Source organism: Azospirillum agricola (assembly GCF_020005195.1).
Classification (GTDB): Bacteria; Pseudomonadota; Alphaproteobacteria; order Azospirillales; family Azospirillaceae; genus Azospirillum; species Azospirillum agricola.
In genome coordinates this window covers 512120-534560 of sequence record NZ_JAIFZR010000001.1, presented here as the reverse complement: position 1 = coordinate 534560, position 22441 = coordinate 512120, and the positions used below count along the sequence as shown (strand labels likewise).

The 22441-nt window shown below is 70.2% G+C and carries 19 protein-coding genes; 14 read left to right on the top strand and 5 right to left on the bottom strand.

Annotation, left to right across the window (positions count from 1 at the left end):
* Window positions 1–25: 25 nt before the first annotated feature.
* The 10 genes from JN22_RS02240 to JN22_RS02195 all read left to right on the top strand — a co-directional run bounded on the left by JN22_RS02240 (window position 26) and on the right by JN22_RS02195 (window position 11451).
* Complete coding sequence (locus JN22_RS02240; protein ID WP_211099541.1) at window positions 26–1261, top strand: ABC transporter substrate-binding protein; 1236 nt, start codon at window positions 26–28, stop codon at window positions 1259–1261.
* Window positions 1262–1284: 23 nt separating this feature from the next.
* Window positions 1285–2040 carry an ABC transporter ATP-binding protein gene (locus JN22_RS02235; RefSeq protein ID WP_085552330.1) on the top strand — a complete coding sequence of 252 codons (756 nt, stop codon included), beginning with the start codon at window positions 1285–1287 and terminating at the stop codon, window positions 2038–2040.
* The gene (locus tag JN22_RS02230) at window positions 2033–2770 is read left to right on the top strand and encodes an ABC transporter ATP-binding protein (RefSeq protein ID WP_085552329.1); all 738 of its coding nucleotides are present in this window, start codon (window positions 2033–2035) and stop codon (window positions 2768–2770) included. The genes JN22_RS02235 and JN22_RS02230 overlap by 8 nt, the downstream gene beginning before the upstream one ends.
* 15 nt (window positions 2771–2785) lie before the next feature.
* Window positions 2786–3673, top strand: a complete 888-nt coding sequence (locus JN22_RS02225; protein WP_085552328.1) for a branched-chain amino acid ABC transporter permease — start codon at window positions 2786–2788, stop codon at window positions 3671–3673.
* A gap of 2 nt (window positions 3674–3675) precedes the next feature.
* Complete coding sequence (locus JN22_RS02220; protein WP_085552327.1) at window positions 3676–4656, top strand: branched-chain amino acid ABC transporter permease; 981 nt, start codon at window positions 3676–3678, stop codon at window positions 4654–4656.
* A gap of 171 nt (window positions 4657–4827) precedes the next feature.
* The gene (locus JN22_RS02215) at window positions 4828–5637 is read left to right on the top strand and encodes an SDR family NAD(P)-dependent oxidoreductase (RefSeq protein ID WP_223677520.1); all 810 of its coding nucleotides are present in this window, start codon (window positions 4828–4830) and stop codon (window positions 5635–5637) included.
* A gap of 315 nt (window positions 5638–5952) precedes the next feature.
* Complete coding sequence (locus JN22_RS02210; protein WP_085552326.1) at window positions 5953–8001, top strand: methyl-accepting chemotaxis protein; 2049 nt, start codon at window positions 5953–5955, stop codon at window positions 7999–8001.
* Window positions 8002–8306: 305 nt separating this feature from the next.
* Complete coding sequence (locus tag JN22_RS02205) at window positions 8307–10109, top strand: DUF2491 family protein (RefSeq protein ID WP_085552325.1); 1803 nt, start codon at window positions 8307–8309, stop codon at window positions 10107–10109.
* Between the two features lie 15 nt (window positions 10110–10124).
* Window positions 10125–10550, top strand: a complete 426-nt coding sequence (locus JN22_RS02200) for a DUF350 domain-containing protein (RefSeq protein ID WP_085552324.1) — start codon at window positions 10125–10127, stop codon at window positions 10548–10550.
* A gap of 133 nt (window positions 10551–10683) precedes the next feature.
* Entirely contained in the window at window positions 10684–11451 is a 768-nt protein-coding gene (locus JN22_RS02195) for a hypothetical protein (RefSeq protein WP_085552323.1), read from the top strand.
* Window positions 11452–11532: 81 nt separating this feature from the next.
* On the opposite strand, the gene JN22_RS02190 is transcribed toward JN22_RS02195, so the two are convergent.
* Window positions 11533–12855, bottom strand: coding sequence for a replication initiation protein (locus JN22_RS02190; protein WP_223677519.1), 1323 nt, complete (start codon window positions 12853–12855; stop codon window positions 11533–11535).
* Between the two features lie 707 nt (window positions 12856–13562).
* A complete protein-coding gene (locus JN22_RS02185; protein WP_085552321.1) occupies window positions 13563–14315 on the bottom strand; it encodes a TSUP family transporter in 753 nt (250 codons plus the stop codon).
* A gap of 137 nt (window positions 14316–14452) precedes the next feature.
* Between JN22_RS02185 and gcvA the strand changes: the two genes are divergently transcribed.
* Together gcvA and JN22_RS02175 are read left to right on the top strand one after the other, a co-directional pair.
* The gene (gcvA, locus tag JN22_RS02180) at window positions 14453–15322 is read left to right on the top strand and encodes a transcriptional regulator GcvA (RefSeq protein WP_143268109.1); all 870 of its coding nucleotides are present in this window, start codon (window positions 14453–14455) and stop codon (window positions 15320–15322) included.
* A gap of 113 nt (window positions 15323–15435) precedes the next feature.
* Complete coding sequence (locus JN22_RS02175) at window positions 15436–15927, top strand: hypothetical protein (RefSeq protein ID WP_143268108.1); 492 nt, start codon at window positions 15436–15438, stop codon at window positions 15925–15927.
* A 70-nt stretch (window positions 15928–15997) separates the two neighbouring features.
* On the opposite strand, the gene xdhC is transcribed toward JN22_RS02175, so the two are convergent.
* From xdhC to xdhA, 3 genes are read right to left on the bottom strand one after another with little or no spacing between them, the layout of a single operon-like run.
* Window positions 15998–16867 (bottom strand): xanthine dehydrogenase accessory protein XdhC, encoded by an 870-nt coding sequence (xdhC, locus tag JN22_RS02170; protein WP_085552319.1) that lies wholly within the window; start codon window positions 16865–16867, stop codon window positions 15998–16000.
* Window positions 16864–19245, bottom strand: a complete 2382-nt coding sequence (gene xdhB / locus JN22_RS02165; RefSeq protein WP_085552318.1) for a xanthine dehydrogenase molybdopterin binding subunit — start codon at window positions 19243–19245, stop codon at window positions 16864–16866. The genes xdhC and xdhB overlap by 4 nt, the downstream gene beginning before the upstream one ends.
* Complete coding sequence (gene xdhA / locus JN22_RS02160) at window positions 19238–20725, bottom strand: xanthine dehydrogenase small subunit (RefSeq protein WP_085552317.1); 1488 nt, start codon at window positions 20723–20725, stop codon at window positions 19238–19240. The genes xdhB and xdhA overlap by 8 nt, the downstream gene beginning before the upstream one ends.
* Before the next feature lie 284 nt (window positions 20726–21009).
* Here xdhA and JN22_RS02155 point away from each other — a divergent pair, with 284 nt between their 5' ends.
* Both JN22_RS02155 and JN22_RS02150 read left to right on the top strand, forming a co-directional pair.
* Window positions 21010–21963, top strand: a complete 954-nt coding sequence (locus JN22_RS02155; RefSeq protein ID WP_085552316.1) for an SPFH domain-containing protein — start codon at window positions 21010–21012, stop codon at window positions 21961–21963.
* Window positions 21964–21967: 4 nt separating this feature from the next.
* On the top strand, window positions 21968–22417 hold the full coding sequence (locus JN22_RS02150) for an NfeD family protein (RefSeq protein ID WP_085552315.1): 450 nt from the start codon (window positions 21968–21970) through the stop codon (window positions 22415–22417).
* Window positions 22418–22441: the final 24 nt, after the last annotated feature.

The following is a 22441-nucleotide window of genomic DNA, read 5'->3' as shown; positions in this document are numbered from 1 at the left end:
CAAAATCGCCGTTCGGGAGGCCCCCATGTCCAAGAAGCCCCTCATGCTCTCCGCCGCCACCGCCGCACTGGCCGTGACGATGGCCTTCACCGGAGTCACCGCAGCCCAGGCACAGGGCGTCTCGGACGACGCCGTGAAGATCGGCGTCATCGTCGACATGACCGGCGTCTATTCCGGCAACGGCGGCAAGGCGGTCGTCGTCGCCTCGCAGATGGCGGCCGAGGATTTCGGCGGCACCGTGCTCGGCAAGCCGATCGAGATCGTCTCCGCCGACTACCAGAACAAGGTCGACATCACCTCCTCCACCGTGCGCCGCTGGTTCGACCAGGACAAGGTCGACATGGTGCTGGAATCCACCGATTCCGCCTCGGCCATCGCCATCCAGAAGCTGGGGGCCGAGCGCAAGCGCATCACCATCGCCGCCGGCTCCGCCTCCACCGCGCTGACCAACGCGGAATGCTCGCCCTACGGCATCCACTATGTCTACGACACCTACGCGCTTGCGACCGGCACCGGGCGCGCCGTGGTGGAGGAGGGCGGCAAGCGCTGGTTCTTCCTGACCGCCGACTACGCCTTCGGCCATTCGCTGGAGAAGAACACCACCGACGTGGTGAAGGCGATGGGCGGCACCGTGGTCGGCGGCGTCCGCCACCCGCTGAACAGCGCCGATTTCGCCTCCTACCTGTTGCAGGCGCAGTCCTCGGGCGCCGAGATCGTCGCGCTGGCCAACGCCGGCACCGACTTCAGCAACGCGCTGAAGCAGGCGCAGGAATTCGGCCTGACCGACAGCGGCCAGTCGATCGCCGCGATGCTGGTGTTCCTCAGCGACCTGAAGGCTTTGGGGCCGGACGTCGCCAAGGGCGTCAAGTTCACCACCGGCTTCTACTGGGACTACAACGACGAGACGCGCGCCTTCTCCGAGCGCTTCTTCAAGCGCTTCGGCACCATGCCGACCGACATCCAGGCCGGCGCCTATTCGGCGGTGACGACCTACCTGAACGCCATCAAGGCGGTCGGCACCGACGACGCCGACAAGGTGCGCGCGCATCTGCGCACGGTGACGATCAACGACTTCTTCGCCAAGGACGGCAAGATCCGCGACGACGGCCGCATGGTGCACGAGATGTATCTGGCGGAGGCCAAGGCCCCGGCGGAGGTCAAGTCGCCCTGGGATCTCGCCAAGGTTCTGCGCCCGATCCCCGGCGACGACGCCTACCAGCCGCTGGAGCGCAGCACCTGCCCGCTGGTCAAGAAGTCCTGACGGCCGCGCACGGGAAGCGGCCGATGACCGACGACATCATCCTGGAAGCGCGTGGCCTGACGAAGGAGTTCAAGGGCTTCGTCGCCGTGAAGGAGGTGAACCTGCAAGTGAGGCGGGGCACCATCCACGCGCTGATCGGCCCGAACGGCGCCGGCAAGAGCACGGTCTTCAACCTGCTCACCAAGTTCCTGACGCCGACGCGCGGCCAGATCCTCTACAAGGGCCGGGACATCACCCGCACCAGGCCGGCCGACATCGCGCTGATGGGGCTGGTCCGCTCCTTCCAGATCTCGGCCGTCTTCCCGCACCTGAGCGTGCTGGAGAATGTCCGCGTCGCCCTCCAGCGCCCGCTCGGCACCAGCTTCCATTTCTGGAAGTCGGAGGCCAGCCTGCACGACCTGCACGGCCGTGCGCTTGAGTTGATCGAGGACGTCAACCTGACACCCTGGGCGCACCACCTCGCCGCCGAGCTGCCCTATGGCCGCAAGCGCGCGCTGGAGATCGCCACCACCCTGGCGCTCGACCCCAAGGTCATGCTGCTCGACGAACCGCTGGCCGGCATGGGCCACGAGGACATCGAGGGCACCGCGGCGCTGATCAAGCGCGTCGCCGCCGACCGCACCGTGCTGATGGTCGAGCACAACCTCTCGGTCGTCGCCCATCTGTCCGACACCATCACCGTGCTGCGGCGCGGCGAGATCCTGGCGGAAGGCCCCTACGAGGTGGTGTCGAAGAACGCCCAGGTCATGGAAGCGTATATGGGGACCGGACATGCCTGACGGGATGCAGAGCAAGACCAGCCAGGTCGGGACCGCCATGCTGGAGGTCCGCGACCTGCACGGCTTCTACGGCGAGAGCCACGTCCTGCACGGCGTCTCGCTGGAGGTCCGCCAGGGCGAGGTGGTGACGCTGCTGGGGCGCAACGGCGCCGGCAAGACCTCGACCATGCGCGCCATCATGGGCATCATGGCCAAGCGCACCGGCTCGATCCGCTTCCAGGGCACCGAGCTGATCGGCATGGCCCCGCACCGGATCCCGCGCCTGGGCATCGGCTATGTGCCGGAGGAGCGCGGCATCTTCTCCTCGCTCAGCGTCGACGAGAACCTGACGCTGCCGCCGGTCATCAGGGACGGCGGGATGACGGTGGAGCAGATTTACGAGCTGTTCCCCAACCTGAAGGGGCGCGGGAGCACGCAAGGAACACGCCTGTCGGGCGGCGAGCAGCAGATGCTGGCGATCGCCCGCATCCTGCGCACCGGCGCCACCCTGATCCTGCTCGACGAGCCGACCGAGGGCCTGGCCCCCGTCATCATCGAGCAGATCGGCGTGGCGGTGCGGGCCTTGAAGCAGCGCGGCTTCACCATCGTGCTGGTCGAGCAGAATTTCCGCTTCGCCGCCACCATCGCCGACCGCCATTACGTGATGGAGGAGGGGCACGTCGTCGACATGATCCCCAACGACCAGCTCCACGCCAACATGGACAAGCTCCACACCTATCTCGGTGTGTGAGTGGGAGAGCTTCTCATGTTCGAACTTCTGGGGGTGCCACCCCAGGCGCTGTTCGGCCAGCTTCTGCTCGGCCTGATCAACGGCTCCTTTTACGCGCTGCTCAGCCTTGGGCTGGCGGTGATCTTCGGCATGTTGAACGTCGTCAACATGGCGCACGGCGCCTTGTACATGGTCGGCGCCTTCGTGGCGTGGCTGCTGCTGACCTATGTCGGTGTCGGCTACTGGGGGGCCTTGATCGTCGCGCCGATCGTCGTCGGCGCCATCGGGCTGGTGCTGGAGCGCACGATGCTGCGCCGGCTCTACAAGGTCGACCACCTGTACGGGCTGCTGCTGACCTTCGGCCTGGCGCTGATCTTCGAGGGCGCCTTCCGCCATCAGTACGGCGTCTCCGGCCAGCCCTACCCGATCCCCGACGCGCTGCGGGGCGGCAACAACCTCGGCTTCATGTTCCTGCCCACCTACCGCGGCTGGGTCGTGGTGTTCTCGTTGATCGTCTGCTTCGGCACCTGGTTCGCCATCGAGCGCACCAAGCTCGGCGCCTACCTGCGCGCCGCCACCGAGAACCCGACGCTGGTCCAGGCCTTCGGCATCAACGTGCCGGTGATGGTCTCGCTGACCTACGGCTTCGGCGTCGCCTTGGCCGGTCTGGCCGGGGTGCTGGCGGCGCCGATCTATCAGGTCTCGCCGCTGATGGGCTCGAACCTGATCATCATCGTCTTCGCCGTGGTGGTGATCGGCGGCATGGGCTCGATCCTCGGCGCCATCGTGACCGGGCTGGGGCTGGGGCTGCTGGAGGGACTGACCAAGGTCTTCTACCCCGAGGCCTCCAACATCGTCGTCTTCGTCATCATGGCGATCGTTCTTCTCATCAAGCCCGCGGGCCTCTTCGGACGGGAGCGTTGATCATGACCACGCAAACGCAAACCGGGCTGCGGGTACGCGCCACGGCGGGCACGGGAACGGGAACGCGCACGGCGCTGCTGTTCGGCGCCGGCCTGCTGATCGCGCTGGTGGCGCCCTTCGCGCTGTACCCCGTCTTCCTGATGAAGGTGCTGTGCTTCGCGCTGTTCGCCTGCGCCTTCAACCTGCTGATCGGCTACGCCGGCCTGCTCAGCTTCGGCCACGCCGCCTTCTTCGGCGGCGCCGCCTACATCACCGCCCACACGGTTAAGGTCTGGGGCCTGCCGCCGGAGCTCGGACTGCTGCTCGGCACCGGCTTCGCCGCCCTGCTCGGGCTGGCCTTCGGCGCGCTGGCGATCCGCCGGCAGGGCATCTATTTCGCGATGATCACGCTGGCCTTGAGCCAGATGGTGTTCTTCCTGGCCTTGCAGCTGAAGTTCACCGGCGGCGAGGACGGCATCCAGGCGGTGCCGCGCGGCGTGCTGTTCGGCCTGTTCGACCTGACCCAGCCGCTGACCATGTATTACGTGGTTCTGGCGATCTTCCTGGGCGGCTTCGTCCTGATCTGGCGCACCGTGCATTCGCCCTTCGGCCAGGTTTTGAAGGCGATCCGCGAGAACGAGCCGCGCGCCATCTCGCTCGGCTACCGCACCGACCGTTACAAGCTGCTGGCCTTCGTGCTGTCGGCGAGCCTCGCCGGTCTGGCCGGCGGCACCAAGGCGCTGGTGTTCCAGCTCGCCTCGCTGACCGACGTGCAGTGGCAGATGTCGGGCGAGGTCGTGCTGATGACGCTGCTCGGCGGCATGGGCACGCTGTTCGGTCCGGTGGTGGGCGCGGCGCTGGTCGTCACGCTGGAGAGCTATCTGGCCGCCACCAGCCTGCCGGTCCCGGTCGTCATCGGCGCCATCTTCGTCGTCTGCGTCCTGCTCTTCCGCAAGGGCATCGTCGGCGAGATCCGGCACTGGCTGGAAAACCGCGCCAGGTAACGGACTCCCGACGACGAAACGGAGGAAACACGGCAAGGGGACTCGCTTGCGCCGACACCATGCCGGGCGCCGCCCCTCGCGTTGACGCTCCGCCTGGCCGGCCTCTATGATCGGAAACGAACACAAGCAAACAATCGGATCTTCGGATTCGAACCGCAGGGAGCCGCCGCCGTGACCCACCCCGTGACCGAGCCCGTCCACCCCGCCGCCCCGGCTTGGCCCACCGACCTGCTCGGCCGGGAGTTCCACGGCAAGCGGGTGCTGGTCACCGGCAGCAGCCGGGGCATCGGCGCCGCCGTGGCGGCGGCCTTCGCCGAGCTGGGCGCGCAGGTGGCGATCCACGGCCGCGACGAGGCCGCCGTCACCGCCCAGGCCGACCGTATGGGGCGGGGCACCGTGCCGCTGGCCGGGGACTTCGCCGACCGCGCCCAGGTGCGCGCCGTGGTCGAGCGCGGCATCGGCGCCTTGGGCGGCCTCGACGTGCTGATCAACAACGCCGGGACCATGCTGGGCCGGGTCGCCCTCGCCGACATCGACGACGACTTCCTGCAACGCCAGTTCGACCTGAACGCCGCCTCCGCCGTCATCGCCAGCCGCACGGCCCTGCCGGCCCTGGTCGCCTCGCGCGGCGCCATCGTCAACACCGGCTCGATCTCCGGCCGCACCGGCGGCAGCCCCGGCTCGTCGCTCTACAGCGCCGCGAAGGCGTTCCAGGCCAGCCTCGCCCGCTCGCTGGCAACCGAACTGGCCCCATCCGGCATCCGCGTCAACGCGGTGTCGCCGGGCACCGTCGCCACCGACTTCCATGAACGCTACTCCACCCCGGAAAAACTCGCCCAGACGGCGGCCCGCATCCCGTTGAAGCGGCTGGGCGACGCCGAGGACTGCGTCGGCGCCTATCTGTTCCTCGCCTCGAACCGGCTCGCCGGTTACATCACCGGGCAAGTGATCGAGGTGAATGGCGGACAGTTCTTCGGCTGACCGGACAGACATCGGCATCGGCTCGGCCAGACGACCTATGGCGACGGGCAAGGCAGCCAAGTCCAGCGGGGACTCGGGATCGCCTCGGCCCGTCGCGTTTCGCGCGCCTCATCGCAGAATGCGAATTGATCGGTCACAATCTGGCAAACTGCGAGAACACAAGCTTTAGCCATCGCGCGTTTCCCTCCATTCCATAAAGCAAAAAACAACGTTTCCGGCAATTGCCGGATGGCATTCTTTTTGAACAACTGGTCTCCCGACGGCGGTCCTAGAAGCACGGACCACCAGCAAACCAATGGGACCCAGAGGCCAGCCATGACCACCCCCACCAAGAGCCGGACGGCCGGCGCCAGCGCCTTCGCCAACCTGCGGACGGCGACCAAGGTCTACACGGGCTTCGGCGTCACGCTCTGCCTGCTGGTCGGGCTCGGCGGGGTGTCCTGGGTGGGGTTGCGGGCCAGCGGCGACGCGATGGCCCAGTATTCGGCGCAATCCGGCGTCGCCACCCTGGTGGCGGAGGCCGACACCGACATGTCCGACGCCTTCACGGCGGCGCAGGAGTTCATGGCGACCGGCGCCCCGGCCGCCGCCGACCGCTTCCGCGCGACGGTGACGCATTTCCGCGACCTGATGCGCGAGGCCGGCAGCCGCATCGCCGACTCCGAAAGCCAGCGGCTCGCCTCCGAGCTGGTGGAGCTGGAAACCCGCTTCTCCCAGGGCTTCGACCGGCTGGTGGCGCTGCGCACCGAGCGGGAATCGCTGATCGCCTCGGTGGTCAACGCGCAGGGCGCCGACATCCGCCGCCTGCTGAGCGAGACGGTGAAGACGGAACGGGACGGCGGCAACCTCGACCGCACGGTGGCCGCCGCCGAGCTGAGCGAGCAGTTCCTGCTCGCCCGCGTGCTGGTCGCCCGTTTCGTGGCCGAGACCAAGCCGGAGGATCTGGCGCGCATCCGCAAGGATCTGGCCGATCTGCGCGGCGAGGCCGACAAAGCGCTGGGCGGGCTGCCGGACGGCGCGTCGAAGACGACGTTGGCCGGGGCCGCCGGCAAGCTGCCCGCCTACAGCGCCGGGGTCGACCGCATCGCCGCGCTCAGCGACCAGCTCCGCACCGTCAACCAGGAGGCGCTGGAACAGATCGGCAAGGCCACCAACGAGAGGATCGGCCAGATCCGCCGCAACGCCACCACGGCGCAGGCGGCGCTCCAGGCCAAGGCCGACGACGCCGTTGCCTCGGCGCAGTCGCTGGGCGCCCTGGTGTCGGGCGTCGCGGTGGCGCTCGGCCTGCTGCTCGCCTGGCTGATCTCGCGCGCCATCACCCGCCCGCTGGGCGGCATCACCCACGCCATGGGCCGGCTGGCGCAGGGCGACCTCACGGTCGACGTGACCGACGACGCCCGCCGCGACGAGATCGGCGCGCTCGCCCGCGCGCTCCAGGTCTTCAAGACCAACGCCCAGGAGATGAAGCGGCTGGAGGCCGAGCAGGCGGAGACCAAGCGCCGCGCCGAGGCCGACCGCAAGCAGGCCATGCTGCGGCTCGCCGACAATTTCGAGGGCACGGTGAAGGGCATCGTCGACACGGTGGCCTCTGCGGCGGACGGCATGCGCGGCGCCGCCACCGCGCTCTCCGCCACCGCCACCCAGGCGAGCGAGCGCTCCACCCTGGTCGCCGCCGCGTCGGAGGAGGCGTCGGTCAACGTGCAGACCGTCGCCTCGGCCACGGAGGAGCTGTCGGCCTCGATCCAGGAGATCGGCTTCCAGGTCGAGAACTCGACCCGCATCGCCGGGCAGGCGGTCACCGACGCCGAGAGCGCCAGCGAGACCATCCGCAAGCTGGTCGTCGCCGCCGAGCAGATCGGGCAGGTGGTGGAGCTGATCAGCGGCATCGCGGCGCAGACCAACCTGCTGGCGCTGAACGCCACCATCGAGGCGGCGCGGGCGGGGGAGGCCGGCAAGGGCTTCGCCGTGGTCGCGTCGGAGGTCAAGGCGCTGGCGACCCAGACGGCGCGGGCGACCGACGAGATCCAGGCGAAGGTGCAGGAGATCCAGGGGGCGACCGGCGGCGCCCGCAGCGCCATCGCCAGCATCGGCCAGACCATCGCGCGGATGAGCGAGATCGCGACCGCCATCGCGTCGGCCGTGGAGGAGCAGGGGGCCGCGACCCGCGACATCGCCAACAGCGTCACCCAGGCGGCGCAGGGCACCGACGAGGTGTCGAGCAACATCGTCGGCGTCAGCAACGCGGTGCAGGAGACGGGATCGGCGGCCGGCGCCGTGCGGGCCACCTCGGAATCCCTGGCGGTCGAGGCCGAACGGCTGCGCCGCGAGGTCGGCGCCTTCATCGCCACCGTGCGAAGCGCTTAAAAAATGAGAGCGAAGCGCTTAGAAATGAGGGTGCAGCGCTTGAACACGAGGGCGCAACGCGCGGGGGCCTCTCCTCGAAGTCCTTGAGATGTTTCGCTTGCGCGCATAGCCTCCCCGCCGGAAGCATCCCGGCGGGTTCCCGCCACGGACGGATGCCGGGGAAGGGGACGAATGAAGCATCACGCGGTTCCGTGTGTCATGGCCCGCTCTTCGGGCGGCATTCTCCTTCCTTCGCACCGCGGGCACCGGCCTTCGCACGGCCCCACCCCCACCCCGGCCCTCCCCAGAGGAGGGCGGACGTGACCATGGCGCGCCGTCTCCGCGCTGCCGCCCTGGCGGCGTTGCTGGCTCTTCACCCGGCCGGAACGCCGGTCCCGCCGCTGGCGACCATCGCCCTGTCGGCGACGGCCGTCGTCCTGGCCCCCGACGAGGCGTCGGCGCGGGCCTCGACCTCCCGGTCGTCGGGGGGCTACTCCCGGCCATCCGCCAGCCGCACCCCGTCGGTCGGCAGCAGCAGCCGGAGCAGCAGCGGCAGCGGCGGCTACTCCCGGCCGTCGACCACCCGCACCCCGTCGACCAGTTCATCCTCGGGCGGCTCCTGGTGGGGCGGGTCGAGCGGCGGCTACGCGCGGCCCGGCAACAACAACGCCGCCCCCTCGGTCGCGGCACCGCCCCAGTCGGCGGGCGACCGCGCGATGAGCCAGCAGGGCTCGGCCGACGCGCTGAACCGCTACCGCGCCCAGCAGGACGCCGCCCCCGCCCCCGCCACACCGGCGGCGCCCGCCCCGGCGCCGTCGCGCCCCTCGTCCAGCGCCAGCCAGAGCGGCGGCGGAAGCTCCTGGAACTGGGGAACAAGCGGCGGATGGGGCGGCGGATCCGGCCGCACGCCCTCCACCCGGCCGGCACCGGCGCCCTCCATCCCGAACGCCTACGGCCGCTACGGCTGGGCGCCGCCGCCCTACGCGATGAACGCGCCGCGCCGCTTCGGCATCTGGGACGGGCTGTTCCTGTGGTTCATGCTCGACACGCTGACCCGGCCCGGCCACGCCGCCTTCTTCCACGACAACGCGGACGACCCCGGCTACCGCCAATGGCGGGCCGAGGCCGACCGTCAGGCCCAGGACAACGCCGGGCTGCGCGCCAAGCTGGACGAGCTGGACCGGACGGTGCAGAGCCAGGCCGGCACCCCGCGCGAGGCCGGTCGGCTGCCACCCGACGTGCCGGCGGATCTCGCCCGTGCCGACTCGGCCGACCGGGCCGCGCCGGATGCGGAGGGCGGAAAGCCGGCCGGATCCGGCCTGTCCAGCCTCGCCCTGTGGAGCATCCTGCTGCTGGGCGCCGCCGCGCTGTTCCTGCTGTGGCGCGCGCGCCGCCGGAGGGACCAGCCGGCCAAACCCGGCGCCGCCCAGACAGCCGCCCCGAAACCCAAGGCCAAGGGAGGATCCGACGTGCCCCTGTTCGGAACGCTCGGCAACTACGTGAACCAGAAGCTGTCCGGCCAGCGTTACAGCCCGTCGCTGTTCCGGCTCGGCATGACGGTCACCATCGACCCCGCCCCCTTCCTGCTGGCGGAGGGCGTCACCAAGGTCAAGGCGCCGGACACCGGCGGCGACCGGCTGGTGTCGATCGACGGCGTCGGCACGGTGACCTCGGGCAACGCCACGGTCCACCGGCTGCATATGCCCGACGGCGGCTTCCTCCAGATCCATCTCGGCCCCGACGGGCAACCGGACGAGTGCCGCTACTTCACCCCGATCGACAGCGTCACCCCGGCCGACCCCGGCGAATGGGGCTTCTGGCTGGACGGGCGCGAGGGGATGATCGGCTGGCCGGAGTTCCAGACCAAGGACGGCCAGCTCTACACCCGCGTCTGGTCGCCGGGCGGCGGCCGGATCGAGCCCTTCCTGCTGTCGGAATCGCTGGAGACCCTGCGCGGCACCGAAACGGTGGTGAGCAACGCCATGCTCTACGGCCGCCCCACCGGCGCCGCCGCTCCCGCACCGGAGCGCGAGTATCTCCTGGTCGCCGCCGTCGAGCGGAACGGCCGGGCCTCCGTCGAGATCGCGGCGGGGATCGACGTCAACCCCGCCTCCCTGTCCCTGTCCTGAGCGAGTGCCGGCCCCATGGAAAGCACCTTCGGTTCCATCCTCACAGCGCTGGGCACCGGCCTGCCGGTTCTGCTCGGCCAGCTCGCCGTCACGCTGGCGCTGCTGGTCGTGGGCGTCGCGGTCTACACCCGCATCACGCCCTACGACGAACGGCGGCTGGTCGCCGACGGCAACGCGGCGGGCGGGCTGACGCTGGCCGGCTCCATCGTCGCGCTGGCCATCCCGCTGGCGGCGACGCTGGCGACCAGCACCGTCATCCTCGACATCGTGCTGTGGGGGCTGGTCGCGCTGATCCTCCAGCTCGTCGCCTTCGCGGCGGCGACCCTGCTGATCCGCGACCTGCGCGGCCAGATCGAGGCCGGCAACATCGCCTCGGCGACGGCGCTGGTCGGCATCCAGATCGGCGTCGCCGTCATCAACGCCGCCGCCATGGCGGGGTGAGGGCGGAATTCCTCCCCCCAGGAGGTAAGGATATGGGGGCCGCCGCCTCTTGCAGAGCGCCCGGCCCCCACACCATCTGTGCGCTGAGGCGCCGCGTCGCTTCCAAACAACCCGTTCGACAGGAAACAGACCCATGATCTCGTTCATCCGCAACCTTCTGGGCGTGAAGACCGATCAGGCCGTGCAGGGCGCCATGGAAACGCTGGTGCGCTGGGATCCCAAGTCCGCCACCGAGGCGGAGCTGCGGACGATGGAGCAGCATCTCGACGGCCTCGGCCGCCAAGTGGCCGAGGCGCGCGCCATCTACGACCGCGAGCAGCGCGAGGCCGACGAGATCAGGAAGCTGTCGAGCCAGCGCATGGCGGCGGCCGAGCATCTCCAGAACCAGCTCAACACCGAGTCCGACCTTTCGCGCCGGGCCGCGCTGGAAAAGAGCCTGGAGACCATCGTCGCCATGCTGGAGGAGATGACCCCCGACATCGAGCGCGAGGAGCGCGACGCGGTGGAGGCCAAGCAGTTCCTGGAGATGCTGGAGAAAAGCTACGCCGACGCCGGGGCCAAGCTGAAGTCGGCCCGTTCCGAACTCACCCGCGCCCAGCGCGACATGGGCCGCGCCGAGCAGCAGCGCGACATGGCCGAGCGTCAGGCGGACGCCGCCCGCCGCGCCGCCGGTCTGGCGGGCGCCACCAGCGGGCTGACCGTGGCCCTGAAGGCGATGCAGGACACGGCCGCCAAGGATCTGGCCTCCGCCGAGGCGGCCAAGGCCAAGGCCAAGCTGCTGTCCCCGACGGTGCCGGAGAAGGACGACCCCAACATCGCCGCCGCGATGGCCGCCGCCGCCGGCAAGCCGGCCGCGACCAGCCTGTCCGACCGTCTGGCCGCGCTGAAGGCCAAGGGCTGATACGAACGCCGCGGGCGGGGGAGGGGCCGCCTTCCCCGCCCGCTCCTTCCCCGCCCGCTGTGTCCTTGCCGCCGTTAACCCTTACTCCTTGGGGGCGGCCTTCGCGCGCTTCGCCGGCACCTCGAAGGCGACGTCCTCGATCATCCCGCCGGTCAGCGAGGACAGGGCCGACTTGAAGCTCGGCCAATGGTTCATCCGCGCCGTGTCGGCCATGGCGGCGGTCTTCGCCTTCAGAACCAGCCGGCGCCCGCCCTGCGGCGCCTCCTCGACCCGCTCCGGCTCCATGCCACCGAGCAGCGGGGTCGGCACCTTGTCCTTCAGCGCGTGCAGCAGGGCCGCCCACAGGGCCGTCACGTCGTCGGCGTCGGGCAGGGGACCGAGATCGGCCAGACCGGCCTCCACCGGGCCGGCCGTCTCCCCCTCCGCCACGCTGTCGACGGAGCCGATGCGCCGGGCGCGGCGGCCGGCGCTGTGGCGCTCGCGTTCCAGATAGGTCTCGGCGGCCTCCTCCTCGTCCTTGGCGAGGAAGTCGAGGGTCACCGCCTCGATCTTGCGGCCCTTCCGCTTCATCCGGTCCTCGGGCATCGTCACGCGGAAGGGGGCGAGCTGGTTCACCTCGGCGATGGCGCGGTCGATGGTGCGGGTGCGCAGGATGCCGAAATCCTTGTAGGCGCCCTCCGGCACGTTCAGCAGCTTGCGCAGCGTGTCGATGTCCAGCTCCAGCGACGGGAAGTCCATCTGATAGCGCTGCATGCCGATCTCGTAGAGCTTCAGCGCGTAGGTGCTGGTCACCTTGACCATCGCCGGCCCCGACAGCTTGGCCCAGAGCTGGGAGGAGCGCTGGATTTCCAGGAAGGCGTCGGTGAACTGGAAATGGATGTCGGCGGCGTCGCTGTCCTCCTCCTCCTCGGGGCGGACGTAGCTGCTGAGGATGCGCAGCTCGGCGCGCGACCGCCGGCCACGGAAGGGGCCGATGACGACGAGGCTGGAGTCGAAGATTTCCTTCAGCGCGTCGAAGATGCGCTCGTTGCCCTTGTGGTTGCCGCGCACCACGCGCTTGGGCAGGCGGTAGAGCTTGTTGGCGAAGTTCTGGCTGCCCGCCAGATGGATCATGAAGTTCAGCATCTTCTGCGCCGGCAGCGACAGGCGCGTGCCGTTGGCCGGGTAGCTGTAGACCGCCTCCGCCGCCTTGATCAGGTGCTTGTAGCCGTCACGCTCGAAGGTGGCGCTGGCCACGCGGGCGGTCAGCCCGGCGCTGGGGACGGTGTCCTCCGCCGCGACCGCCGGCAGGCTGGGCGAGACGATGCCCGTGGCTCCGGCCGCCACGCCGTCGGCCGTGCCCTCGATGATGGCGCCGCCAGCCAGATCCTGGGGGCCGAGCACGACAAGGCCGCCCGCGGGCACGGCATCGCCGTCCGCAGCCCCCCGCGCCTTCCTGCGCCCCGTCCCCGCCATGCCGTTCCTCCGCCGCAACCGACGGAAGCTAGATCAATCCTTACATCGAAAACAAGTAAGGAAAGGGTTCGTCGGAAATTTCCCTGTGGATTCATTTGCATCCTTACCGCGTGGGGGCGTTACCCTTACGCCCCGGGGCGTGGGGGATCCGCCCCCGTCCAGTAAGGGTGCTTCCCCCGGCACGTAAGGAAGATTCGACCCGACTCGCGGATTCCCTTGGGCTTTCGGACGGACGAATCCTCTTAGAAAGGGAACAGAGTCGCCGCGCGCCCCCCGAAGGTCCTTACATGCCCCCGTGTCGACGTCCGTACGGGTCCATTCTTCGGACCTTCACCAGGATTCGGCAGCGAATCGGGCAGGTTCATCCTTACCGCTCGGGGGCGGGAAACCGTAAAGTGGGGCTTGGCGGGTATCGAACCATGTCCATCCTTACCGCCTGGGGGCTTGCAGGGAGCCGGATCCGCCCCCAGGCGGTAAGGATGCCCATCGAGGGGAGATTCCGAGTCGCCATCGATCCCCTCAAAGCTTTTCCAAGGCTTTCAAGGCCCCCCGGACGTAAGGATGGCCGCTCTCCCATCCTTACGGCTTGGGGGCGGCCATGGCGCGAGGACGAACCGGATCCGGTGCCCCCAAGCGGTAAGGATCGGGCTACGGCCTCAATGGGAGGCCAGCAGGAGCAGGCCCTGGCCCAGATAGACGCTGGCGGTCCCCATCACCAGATAGCGGCTCCAACGGCGGAATTGGGCGTCGCTCATGCGGTCGAGGACCCGGCGCGACAGGTTGGTGCCGAGCAGGGCCATGCCGACCGACAGCAGGATGACGGCCGCCTCGACCGTCTCGCCCGAGGAGCCGGCGACCATCGGCGCGAAGTAGGCCACCTTCACCGCGTGCCCGAAGACCTGGGTCATGGCCTTGGTGGCGACCACGCCCTGCCGCGTCATGCCCGACCGCACGAAGAACACGTCGAGCAGCGGTCCGGAAATGCCGGCGAGGAGCTGGATGCCCATGCACAGGAAACCAGCCATTAGAGCATGCGGCGGCTTGGTGGCGTCCAGCGCCCAGCGCCGCGGCACGGCGAGCGCCATGAAGGGCGTCAGCCCCAGGATCAGCAGCGACGTCGCGCGATCGGGAACCGCCCCGACCAGCGAGAACCCCGCCCCGGCGACGGCGGCTCCCCCCGCGAATCGCCCGACGATGCCCCAGTCGACATGCCGCCGCCACAGCCACGCCCGCCAGCCGTTGGAGGTGAACTGCGTGATGCCGTGCAGCAGCATCGCGGACGGCACCGGCAGCAGCAGGAGCAACAGCCCCATCAGCGCCATGCCGCCGGCCATGCCGAACAGGCCCGACAAAAACGAGGTCATGAGCACGGTGAGGCCAAGCCCCACCATCAGCGGAAGCGTCAGCATGAACAGCCTTCGGTTTGTGCGACTCGGAGGAATCCTTACATCGAGGGGGAAAATCGCACGGTGGCGGCTTGCGCCGCAAACAGCATTGTCCGATGCTGAGCCTCAGGAAAAATTGGGGTCAAGTAAGGATAGCGGCGATGCGGCGCCTGCCTTCGCTGAACGGACTGCGCGCCTTCGAGGCGGCGGCCCGCCATGGCAGCTTCACCGGGGCGGCGACGGAGCTGCACGTCTCGCAGGCCGCGATCAGCCGGATGGTGAAACTGCTGGAGGGGCGGTTGGGCTTTCCGCTGTTCGAGCGGCGGGCCAACGCGCTGACGCTGACCGAACGCGGGCGGGCGCTGCACCCCACCCTGACCGAGGCCTTCGACAGCATCGCCCGGCGGGTCGACACGGTGTCGGCGATGCGCGCCGGGCCGGTGCTGACGGTGGGGCTGGGGGCGACCTTCGCGGTGCGCTGGCTCATCCCGCGCCTGTCCGGCTTTCACATGGCGCATCCGGAGATCGAGGTCCGCATCGCCACCGGCGGCGCCGGCAACCCGATCGGTGAGGATTGGACCTGCGCGGTGCTGATCGGTGACGGCCGCTGGCCGGGCTTCGAAACCGAGTTGCTGTTCACGTCGAGCCTGCAACCGGTCTGCGCCCCGGCCCTGGCCCGCAGCCTGCGCAGCCCGGCGGATCTGCGGCGGGCGACCCTGCTCCACGTCTCCCATTGGGCGGAGGACTGGCCGCACTGGCTGGCCGCCGCCGGGGCCGGGACGCCGGAGTCGAACGGGCTGTCCTTCGGCAGCTACGCCATGACGTTGCAGGCGGCGATCGACGGGGTGGGGGTGGCGCTGGCGCCTCAGCCCTACATCGCCGACGACCTCGCCGCCGGCCGGTTGGCGGCCCCCTTCGCGCTGGCGGTGCCGATGAGGCAGTCCTGGTATCTGGTCTATCGCGCGTCCCGCCGCGAGGCTCCTGGCTTCGCCGCCTTCCGTGACTGGCTGTTCGCGCTCTGCACCGCATGACGGAAAGAAGAGACGCCCGCGCCGGGCGTTGGAAGCGGAACATCGCGTGGGAGAAATTTTAAGGTGAAATCCGGGATGAAAGAGAAGACCAGGCGTGTTCACCCGATTGTCGGATGGCCGACGGGTTGAGTGGAGGGAAGAAAATGCGCCTGGTGTTCGCGATGATGCTTGGTCTTGTTTTAAGCTCGGCGCCGCTTCTCGCGGAAAGCCGCGAATCGAAGGGCCCCCCCGGTGTCGGGCCAGGCCGCGTGGAAAGCGACGGTCGCGGCGGCTTCCGCCTGAAGGACGAGCACGGGGCGGACACCGGCCGCGTGGAAAGCGACGGCCGTGGCGGCTTCCGCCTGAAGGACGAGCATGGGGCGGACACCGGCCGCATGGAAAGCGACGGCCGCGGCGGCTTCCGTCTGAAGGACGACCACGGGGCGGACACCGGCCGCATGGAAAGCGACGGCCGTGGCGGCTTCCGTCTGAAGGACGAGCACGGGGCGGACACCGGTCGCATGGAAAGCGACGGTCGCGGCGGCTTCCGTCTGAAGGACGATCATGGGATGGACACCGGCCGCATGGAAAGCGATGGCCGTGGCGGTTTCCGTGTGAAGAACTGAGGGTGATCGGAGCCGCCGGCTTGTTCCTTTCGGTTTGCTCCCCGCCCAGGCGAGGGGGCAGACCGACGGGTCAGGCCGACGGCAAGGCGGCTCTCTCGCCGAACGCCGCGAAGGCCAGCAGCAGTTCCGCCGCCGCCAGGGCGGCGATGACCTCCGGGCGCTTGTCGCCCGGCAGGGGGGAACTGGCGAGGGCGGCGCCGATCGGGCAGGTCAGGCGGGACAGCGCGTCGGCGTCGCGCCCGCGCGCCCGGTACCAGCGCTCGAAGCGGGCGCGCTTGGTGGTGGAGCCGATCAGCCCGACATAGGCGGCGTCGCTTCCCCGGCGCAGCGACGCCTCGGCGATGTCGAAATCCAGCGCGTGGCTGTGGGTGAGGATCAGGCAGCCGAAGCCGGCCGGCGCCGCCGCCACATGGTCGAGCGGGCGGTCGCTGACGATCCGCTCCACGCCCGGCGGAATCGCCTCCGGAAACTCGTGGGCGCGGCCGTCGATCCACAGCAGCCGCAGGGGCAGCGGCGCGAAGGCCGCCGCCATCGCCCTGCCGACATGGCCGGCGCCGAACAGCAGCAGGGTCGGGCGGGCCTCGGCCTCCCGGCGCTCCTCCTCGGCCAGCGTCGCGACCGTGCCGGCGTCGGCGCGCTCCAGCCTCAGCACGACATGGCCGCCGCAGCATTGCCCGGTCGCCGGGCCCAGGGGCAGATCCAGCGTCGTTCCACGCTCGTTTCCGGCCGGCATTCCCCTGGCCAGCATTTGGCGCGCCGCATCGACCGCGATCCACTCCAGCCGGCCGCCGCCGACGGTGCCGGCGGTGGCCTCCGGCCCGACCAGCATGCGGGCGCCGGCCTCGCGCGGGGTGGAGCCGCGCGCCTCGGCGACGGTGAGCAGCACGGCGCCATCCCCCCGCTCCAGCCACCCGGTCAGCAGGGAAGAGAGCGCGGTCATCCGGTCGCCGTGCCGGGTGCCGCGCCGTGCGCCGCCGCGCGCTCGCGCAGCGCGCCGATCGCCGTCAGCACCCGTTCCGGCGTGGCCGGCGCGTCGAGCCGCGGGCAGAAGCGGTGATCGGCGACGCTGGCCACCGCGTCGGACAGCGCGTGCAGCACCGAGATGCCGAGCATGAAGGGCGGCTCGCCCACCGCCTTGGAGCGGAAGATGGTGTCCTCGCGGTTGGGGGCGTCCTCCAGCAGGGCGACGTTGAAGATCCGCGGGCGGTCGCCGCAGGCCGGGATCTTGTAGGTGCTGGGGGCGTGGGTGCGCAGGCGGCCCTCGGCGTCCCACCACAGCTCCTCCGTGGTCAGCCAGCCCATGCCCTGGACGAAGCCGCCCTCGATCTGCCCCTTGTCGATGGCTGGGTTCAGCGAGCGGCCGCAATCGTGCAAGATGTCGACCCGGTCCACCACATACTCGCCGGTCAGCGTGTCCACCGTCACCTCGGCGCAGGCCGCCCCATAGGCGAAGTAGTAGAAGGGCGTGCCGCGCCCGGCCTTGCGGTCCCAATGGATCTTGGGCGTCTTGTAGAATCCGGTCGCCGAGAGCTGCACACGCGCCATGTAGGCGGCTCGGACCAGCGCGGCGAAGTCCATCTCTTGTCCGCCGACGCGGACCCGGTTGCGGTGGAAGGTCACGGCCTCCGGCGCCACGCCCCACTGCCCGGCGGCGAAGGCGACCAGCCGCTCCTTGATGGCGCGGGCGGCGTTCTGCGCGGCCTTGCCGTTGAGGTCGCTGCCCGAGGAGGCCGCCGTCGCCGAGGTGTTGGGAACCTTGCCGGTGCTGGTCGCGGTCGGGCGGACGCAGCCGATGTCGACCTGGAACTCCTCCGCCACCACCTGGGCGACCTTGGTGTAGAGGCCCTGGCCCATCTCGGTGCCGCCATGGTTCACCTGGATGCTGCCGTCCGTGTAGACATGGACCAGCGCGCCGGCTTGGTTGAACTGGGTGGCGGTGAAGGAGATGCCGAACTTCACCGGGGTCAGCGCCAGCCCCTTGCGCAGGATGCGGCTGGCGGAATTGTGGGCGCGGATGGCGGCCCGGCGCTCGCGGTAGGCGCAGTCGGCCTCCAGTTTCGCCACCAGATCCGGGAGGATGTTGTCCTCGACGGTCTGGTGGTAGGGGGTGACGTTGCGGTCGGTGGTGCCGTAGAAGTTGCGCTTGCGGATGTCCAGCGGGTCCATGCCGAGCGCGAAGGCGATCTCCTCGATCACCCGTTCGGCCGCCACCATGCCCTGCGGGCCGCCGAAGCCGCGGAAGGCGGTGTTGGACACCGTGTTGGTCTTCAGCGGCAGCGATTCGAGCCGGGCGTCGGCGTAGTGGTATCCGTTGTCGGCGTGGAACAGCGCGCGGTCGGTCACCGGGCCGGACAGGTCGGCGGCGTAGCCGGCGCGGGCGGCGAACAGCATGTCCACGCCCCGGATTCGCCCCTCGGCGTCGAAGCCGACGTCGTAGTCGATCTCGAAGTCGTGGCGCTTGCCGGTGATCTGGAAATCGTCGTCGCGGTCGGGGCGCAGCTTGGCGGCCCGGCCGGTCTTCTTCGCCACCAGCGCGGCGCAGACGGCGAACAGGTTGGCCTGGGTCTCCTTGCCGCCGAAGCCGCCGCCCATGCGCCGCACCTCCACCGTTACCGCCCCGTCCGGCACGGCGAGCGCGTGGGCGACGATGTGCTGGACCTCGCTGGGGTGCTGGGTGGAGACGTGGACCGTAACCTCCTCGTCCTCGCCCGGCACCGCCAGGGCGATCTGGCTTTCCAGGTAGAAATGCTCCTGCCCGCCGATCCGCAGCCGGCCGGCGAGCCGGTTGGGCGCCCCGGCCAGGGCGGCGGCGGCGTCGCCGATGCTCAGCGTCATCGGCGGGACGACCAGGGTGCGGTCGCCGTCGCGGGCGGCGGCGATGGTCAGGACGGCCGGCAGATCCTCGTAGACGACTTCCGCCAGCTTGGCGGCGCGCCGCGCCTGGTCGCGGGTCCCGGCGGCGACGGCGAACAGCGGCTGGCCGACATGCTGGACCAGATCGGTGGCGAAGAGCGGCTCGTCGTGCAGGCCGACGGCGCCGATGTCGTTCTCGCCGGGGATGTCGGCGGCGGTGAACACGGCGACGACGCCGGGGGCGGCGCGGACCTTGGCGAGATCGACCGAGACCACGCGGGCATGGGCGCGGGCGCTGAGGCCGAGATAGACGTGCAGCAGCCCGGCCGGCTCGGGGATGTCGTCGACATAGACCGCTTCGCCGCTGACATGCTTGTGGGCGCTGTCGTGGCGGCGGGACTCGTGGACGGCGCCGGCGATGCGCTCGGGCGTGGCGGGGGGCAGGGTGGTCGCGGCGTCAGGCATGGGCCAGCCTCCGGTCGCCGACCAGGCGGGTTTCCGTCGCCGGGTCGGTGGTCTCGACATGGAACCGCAGTAGCAAATTCGCGGCCACCTCGGCACGGTAGCCGGCGCTGGCCCGCCAGTCGCTCAGCGGCGTGAAGTCGGTTTTCAGCGCCGCCATGGCGGCGTGCACGCTGGCCTCGCTCCAGGGTTGGCCGAGCAGGGCCGCCTCGGCCCCGGCGGCGCGCTTGGGCACGCCGGCCATGCCGCCGAAGGCGATGCGGATGCCGGCGACGTTGCCGGCGTCGTCCAGGGTCAGCCGAAAGGCGCCGCAGACCGCCGAGATGTCCTGGTCGAAGCGTTTGGCGATCTTGTAGGCACGGAAGCGCGTGCCCGGCGCCGGTTTGGGCAGGAGGACCGTCTCGACGAACTCGTCCGGCCGGCGGTCCTGCCTGCCGTAGGCGAGGAAGAAATCCTCCAGCGGAAGGGTGCGCGTCGCGTCGCCCCGCCGCAGCCGCAGCGCGGCCCCGGCGGCGATCAGCGCCGGCGGCGTGTCGCCGATGGGCGAGCCGTTGGCGATGTTGCCGCCGATGGTCCCCATGTTGCGCACCTGCTCGGCGCCGATGCGGCGGATCAGCTCGCCGAAGTCCGGGTAGAGGGCGGCGATGGCCGGGGCGGCCTCGCTGTAGGTGGCGCCGGCCCCGATCTCCAACGCGTCGCCGGTGTCGGCGATGCGGCGCAGTTCCCTGACGCGGCCGGTGTAAAGCACAATGCTCAGCACGCGCTGGAACTTGGTCACCCACAGCCCGACGTCGGTCGAGCCGGCGACGATGGTCGCGTCGGGGTGGGCGAGCAGCAGCCCGGCCAACTGGTCGGCGGTGGCGGGGGCGAGAAAGCGGCGGGTGCCGCTGCCGACGTCGAGGATGTCATCGTCGGCCAGGGCTCTCAGCCGGGCGGCGGTGGCGGCGCGGTCGTTGAAGCGGTCGGCCGTCCGGTCGCCCAGATCGTGCATGGCGCGGGCGGCCTGGACGATCGGCGCGTAGCCGGTGCAGCGGCACAGGTTGCCGGCGAGCGCGTCGTCGATGCGCCGCTCGTCGGGCCGGTCCTCGTTGAGGTAGAGCGCGAACAGCGACATCACGAAGCCCGGCGTGCAGAAGCCGCATTGCGAGCCGTGATGCTCGACCAGCGCCCGCTGCACCGGGTGCAGGGCGCCGTCCGGGCCTTTCAGATGCTCGACGGTCAGGAGCTGGCAGCCGTCGAGCGTGGCCAGGAAGCGGATGCAGGCGTTCACCGCCTCGTAACGGACGCTTTTGCCGCCTTGGCTGTCTTCGGTGAGCCGGCCGACCACCACGGTGCAGGCCCCGCAGTCGCCCTCCGCGCAGCCCTCCTTGGTGCCGAGGCGCCGTTCGGACAGGCGCAGCCAGTCGAGGACCGTCAGCGTCGGATCGACGTCGCGGATTTCCCGAAGCTCGTCACCAAGATAGAAGCGGAGGCTGTCGCGCATGGATCATCCCGGTGGTTCGTTGCGGACGGATGCGGATGGCTGGCGGCCGAGTATTTCACCAGCGTGAAGCCTCTCACCAGAGCGGGGCCGGTGAAAAGACTTTCAAACGATCCGCGAAGGTCCTTTGCTGAACATGGGGATGGCGGACGGGCGCCGCAAACCGGCGGCCTTGCGGCCATCCGTCGGATGGCGTCGACCGGCGCGATGCCGCATCCTATGATCGAAGCCTTGGGAAGGCCCGGCATCGCGCGAAACCCATTTTCCACCCAAAGGATGATGCGCCCATGGAATTCACGACCCTTGTCATCGTCGCCCTGGTGTTCGTCGTCGTCTTCGCCCTGACCAGCGTCAAGATCGTCCCGCAGGGCTTCCATTTCATCGTCGAACGGCTGGGGCGCTACCACGAGACGCTGGTGCCGGGCTTCAACGTCATCGTGCCGATCATCAGCTCGGTGCGGGCCCGCGTCGACATGCGCGAGACGCTGGTGGACGTGCCGGAGCAGAGCGTGATCACCAAGGACAACGCGGCGGTCGTCGCCGACGGCGTTCTCTATTTCCAGGTGATCGACCCGACCAAGGCCACCTATGAGGTCGGCGATTTGCAGCGCGCGATCCAGACCCTGGCGATGACCACCATCCGCACGGTGATGGGCTCGATGGATCTGGACGAGCTGCTGAGCCAGCGCGAGCGGATCAACGCCTCGCTGTTGCGCGCGGTGGACGAGGCGACGGCCTCCTGGGGCGTGCGCATCACCCGCATCGAGCTGCGCGACATCACGCCGCCGGCCGACATCGTCCAGGCCATGGGGCGCCAGCTCAAGGCCGAGCGCGACCGGCGCGCCCAGATCCTGGAGGCCGACGCGGAGAAGGAGAGCCAGATCCGCATCGCCCAGGGCAAGCTGGAGGCCGCCAAGCTGGAGGCCGAGGCGCGCGAGCGGCTGGCCGAGGCCGAGGCCAAGGCGACGCGGCTGGTTTCGGAGGCCGTCGCCAACGGGTCGGGTCAGGCGCTCGGCTACTTCCTCGGCCAGAAATACATGGAGGCGCTGAAGGCCTTCGCCGACTCGCCCAACCAGAAGACCATGGTGTTGCCGGTGGAGATGGCGGGCGTCGCCGGGGCGCTGGCCGGGCTGGGCGAGATCCTGCGCGACGCCGTTCCCGCCAGCTCCGCCGCGCCCAAGGTGAGGCCGGTGGGGCAGCCGCAGCCGGGGCCGTGGTCCACGCCCGGCGGCGGGGCGTGAGGCGATGTCGCCGCTGCTCTGGACCGCGATCGGGGTCGCCCTGGCGGCCCTCGAACTGGTCGTTCCCGGAATCTTCCTGATCTGGTTCGGCGGGGCGGCGCTGGGCACCGCGCTTGTGACGTGGCTGTCGGGCGGCTGGCCGCCGATGACCGAGCTGGCGCTCTTCACCGTCCTGTCGGCGGTCGCCATCGGCGCCGCCATCGCCTACGCCCGCTGGAAACCGGCGGCGGCGGAGCCCAACGACGTCAACGACCGGGCCGGCCAGCTTGTCGGCCGGGTGGTGACGCTGGGCGATCCGATCGTGAACGGCCAGGGGTGCGTCTTCATCGGTGACACGCTGTGGCGGGTCGAGGGACCGGACCGGCCGGCGGGCGCGTCGATGGCCGTGGCGGGGCATCGCGGCATGGTTCTGCTGTTGAATGATGTGGGTGGCGAGGCGCCTCGCACGCACTGACGCCGGCGTCCAACTCCCTCCCCC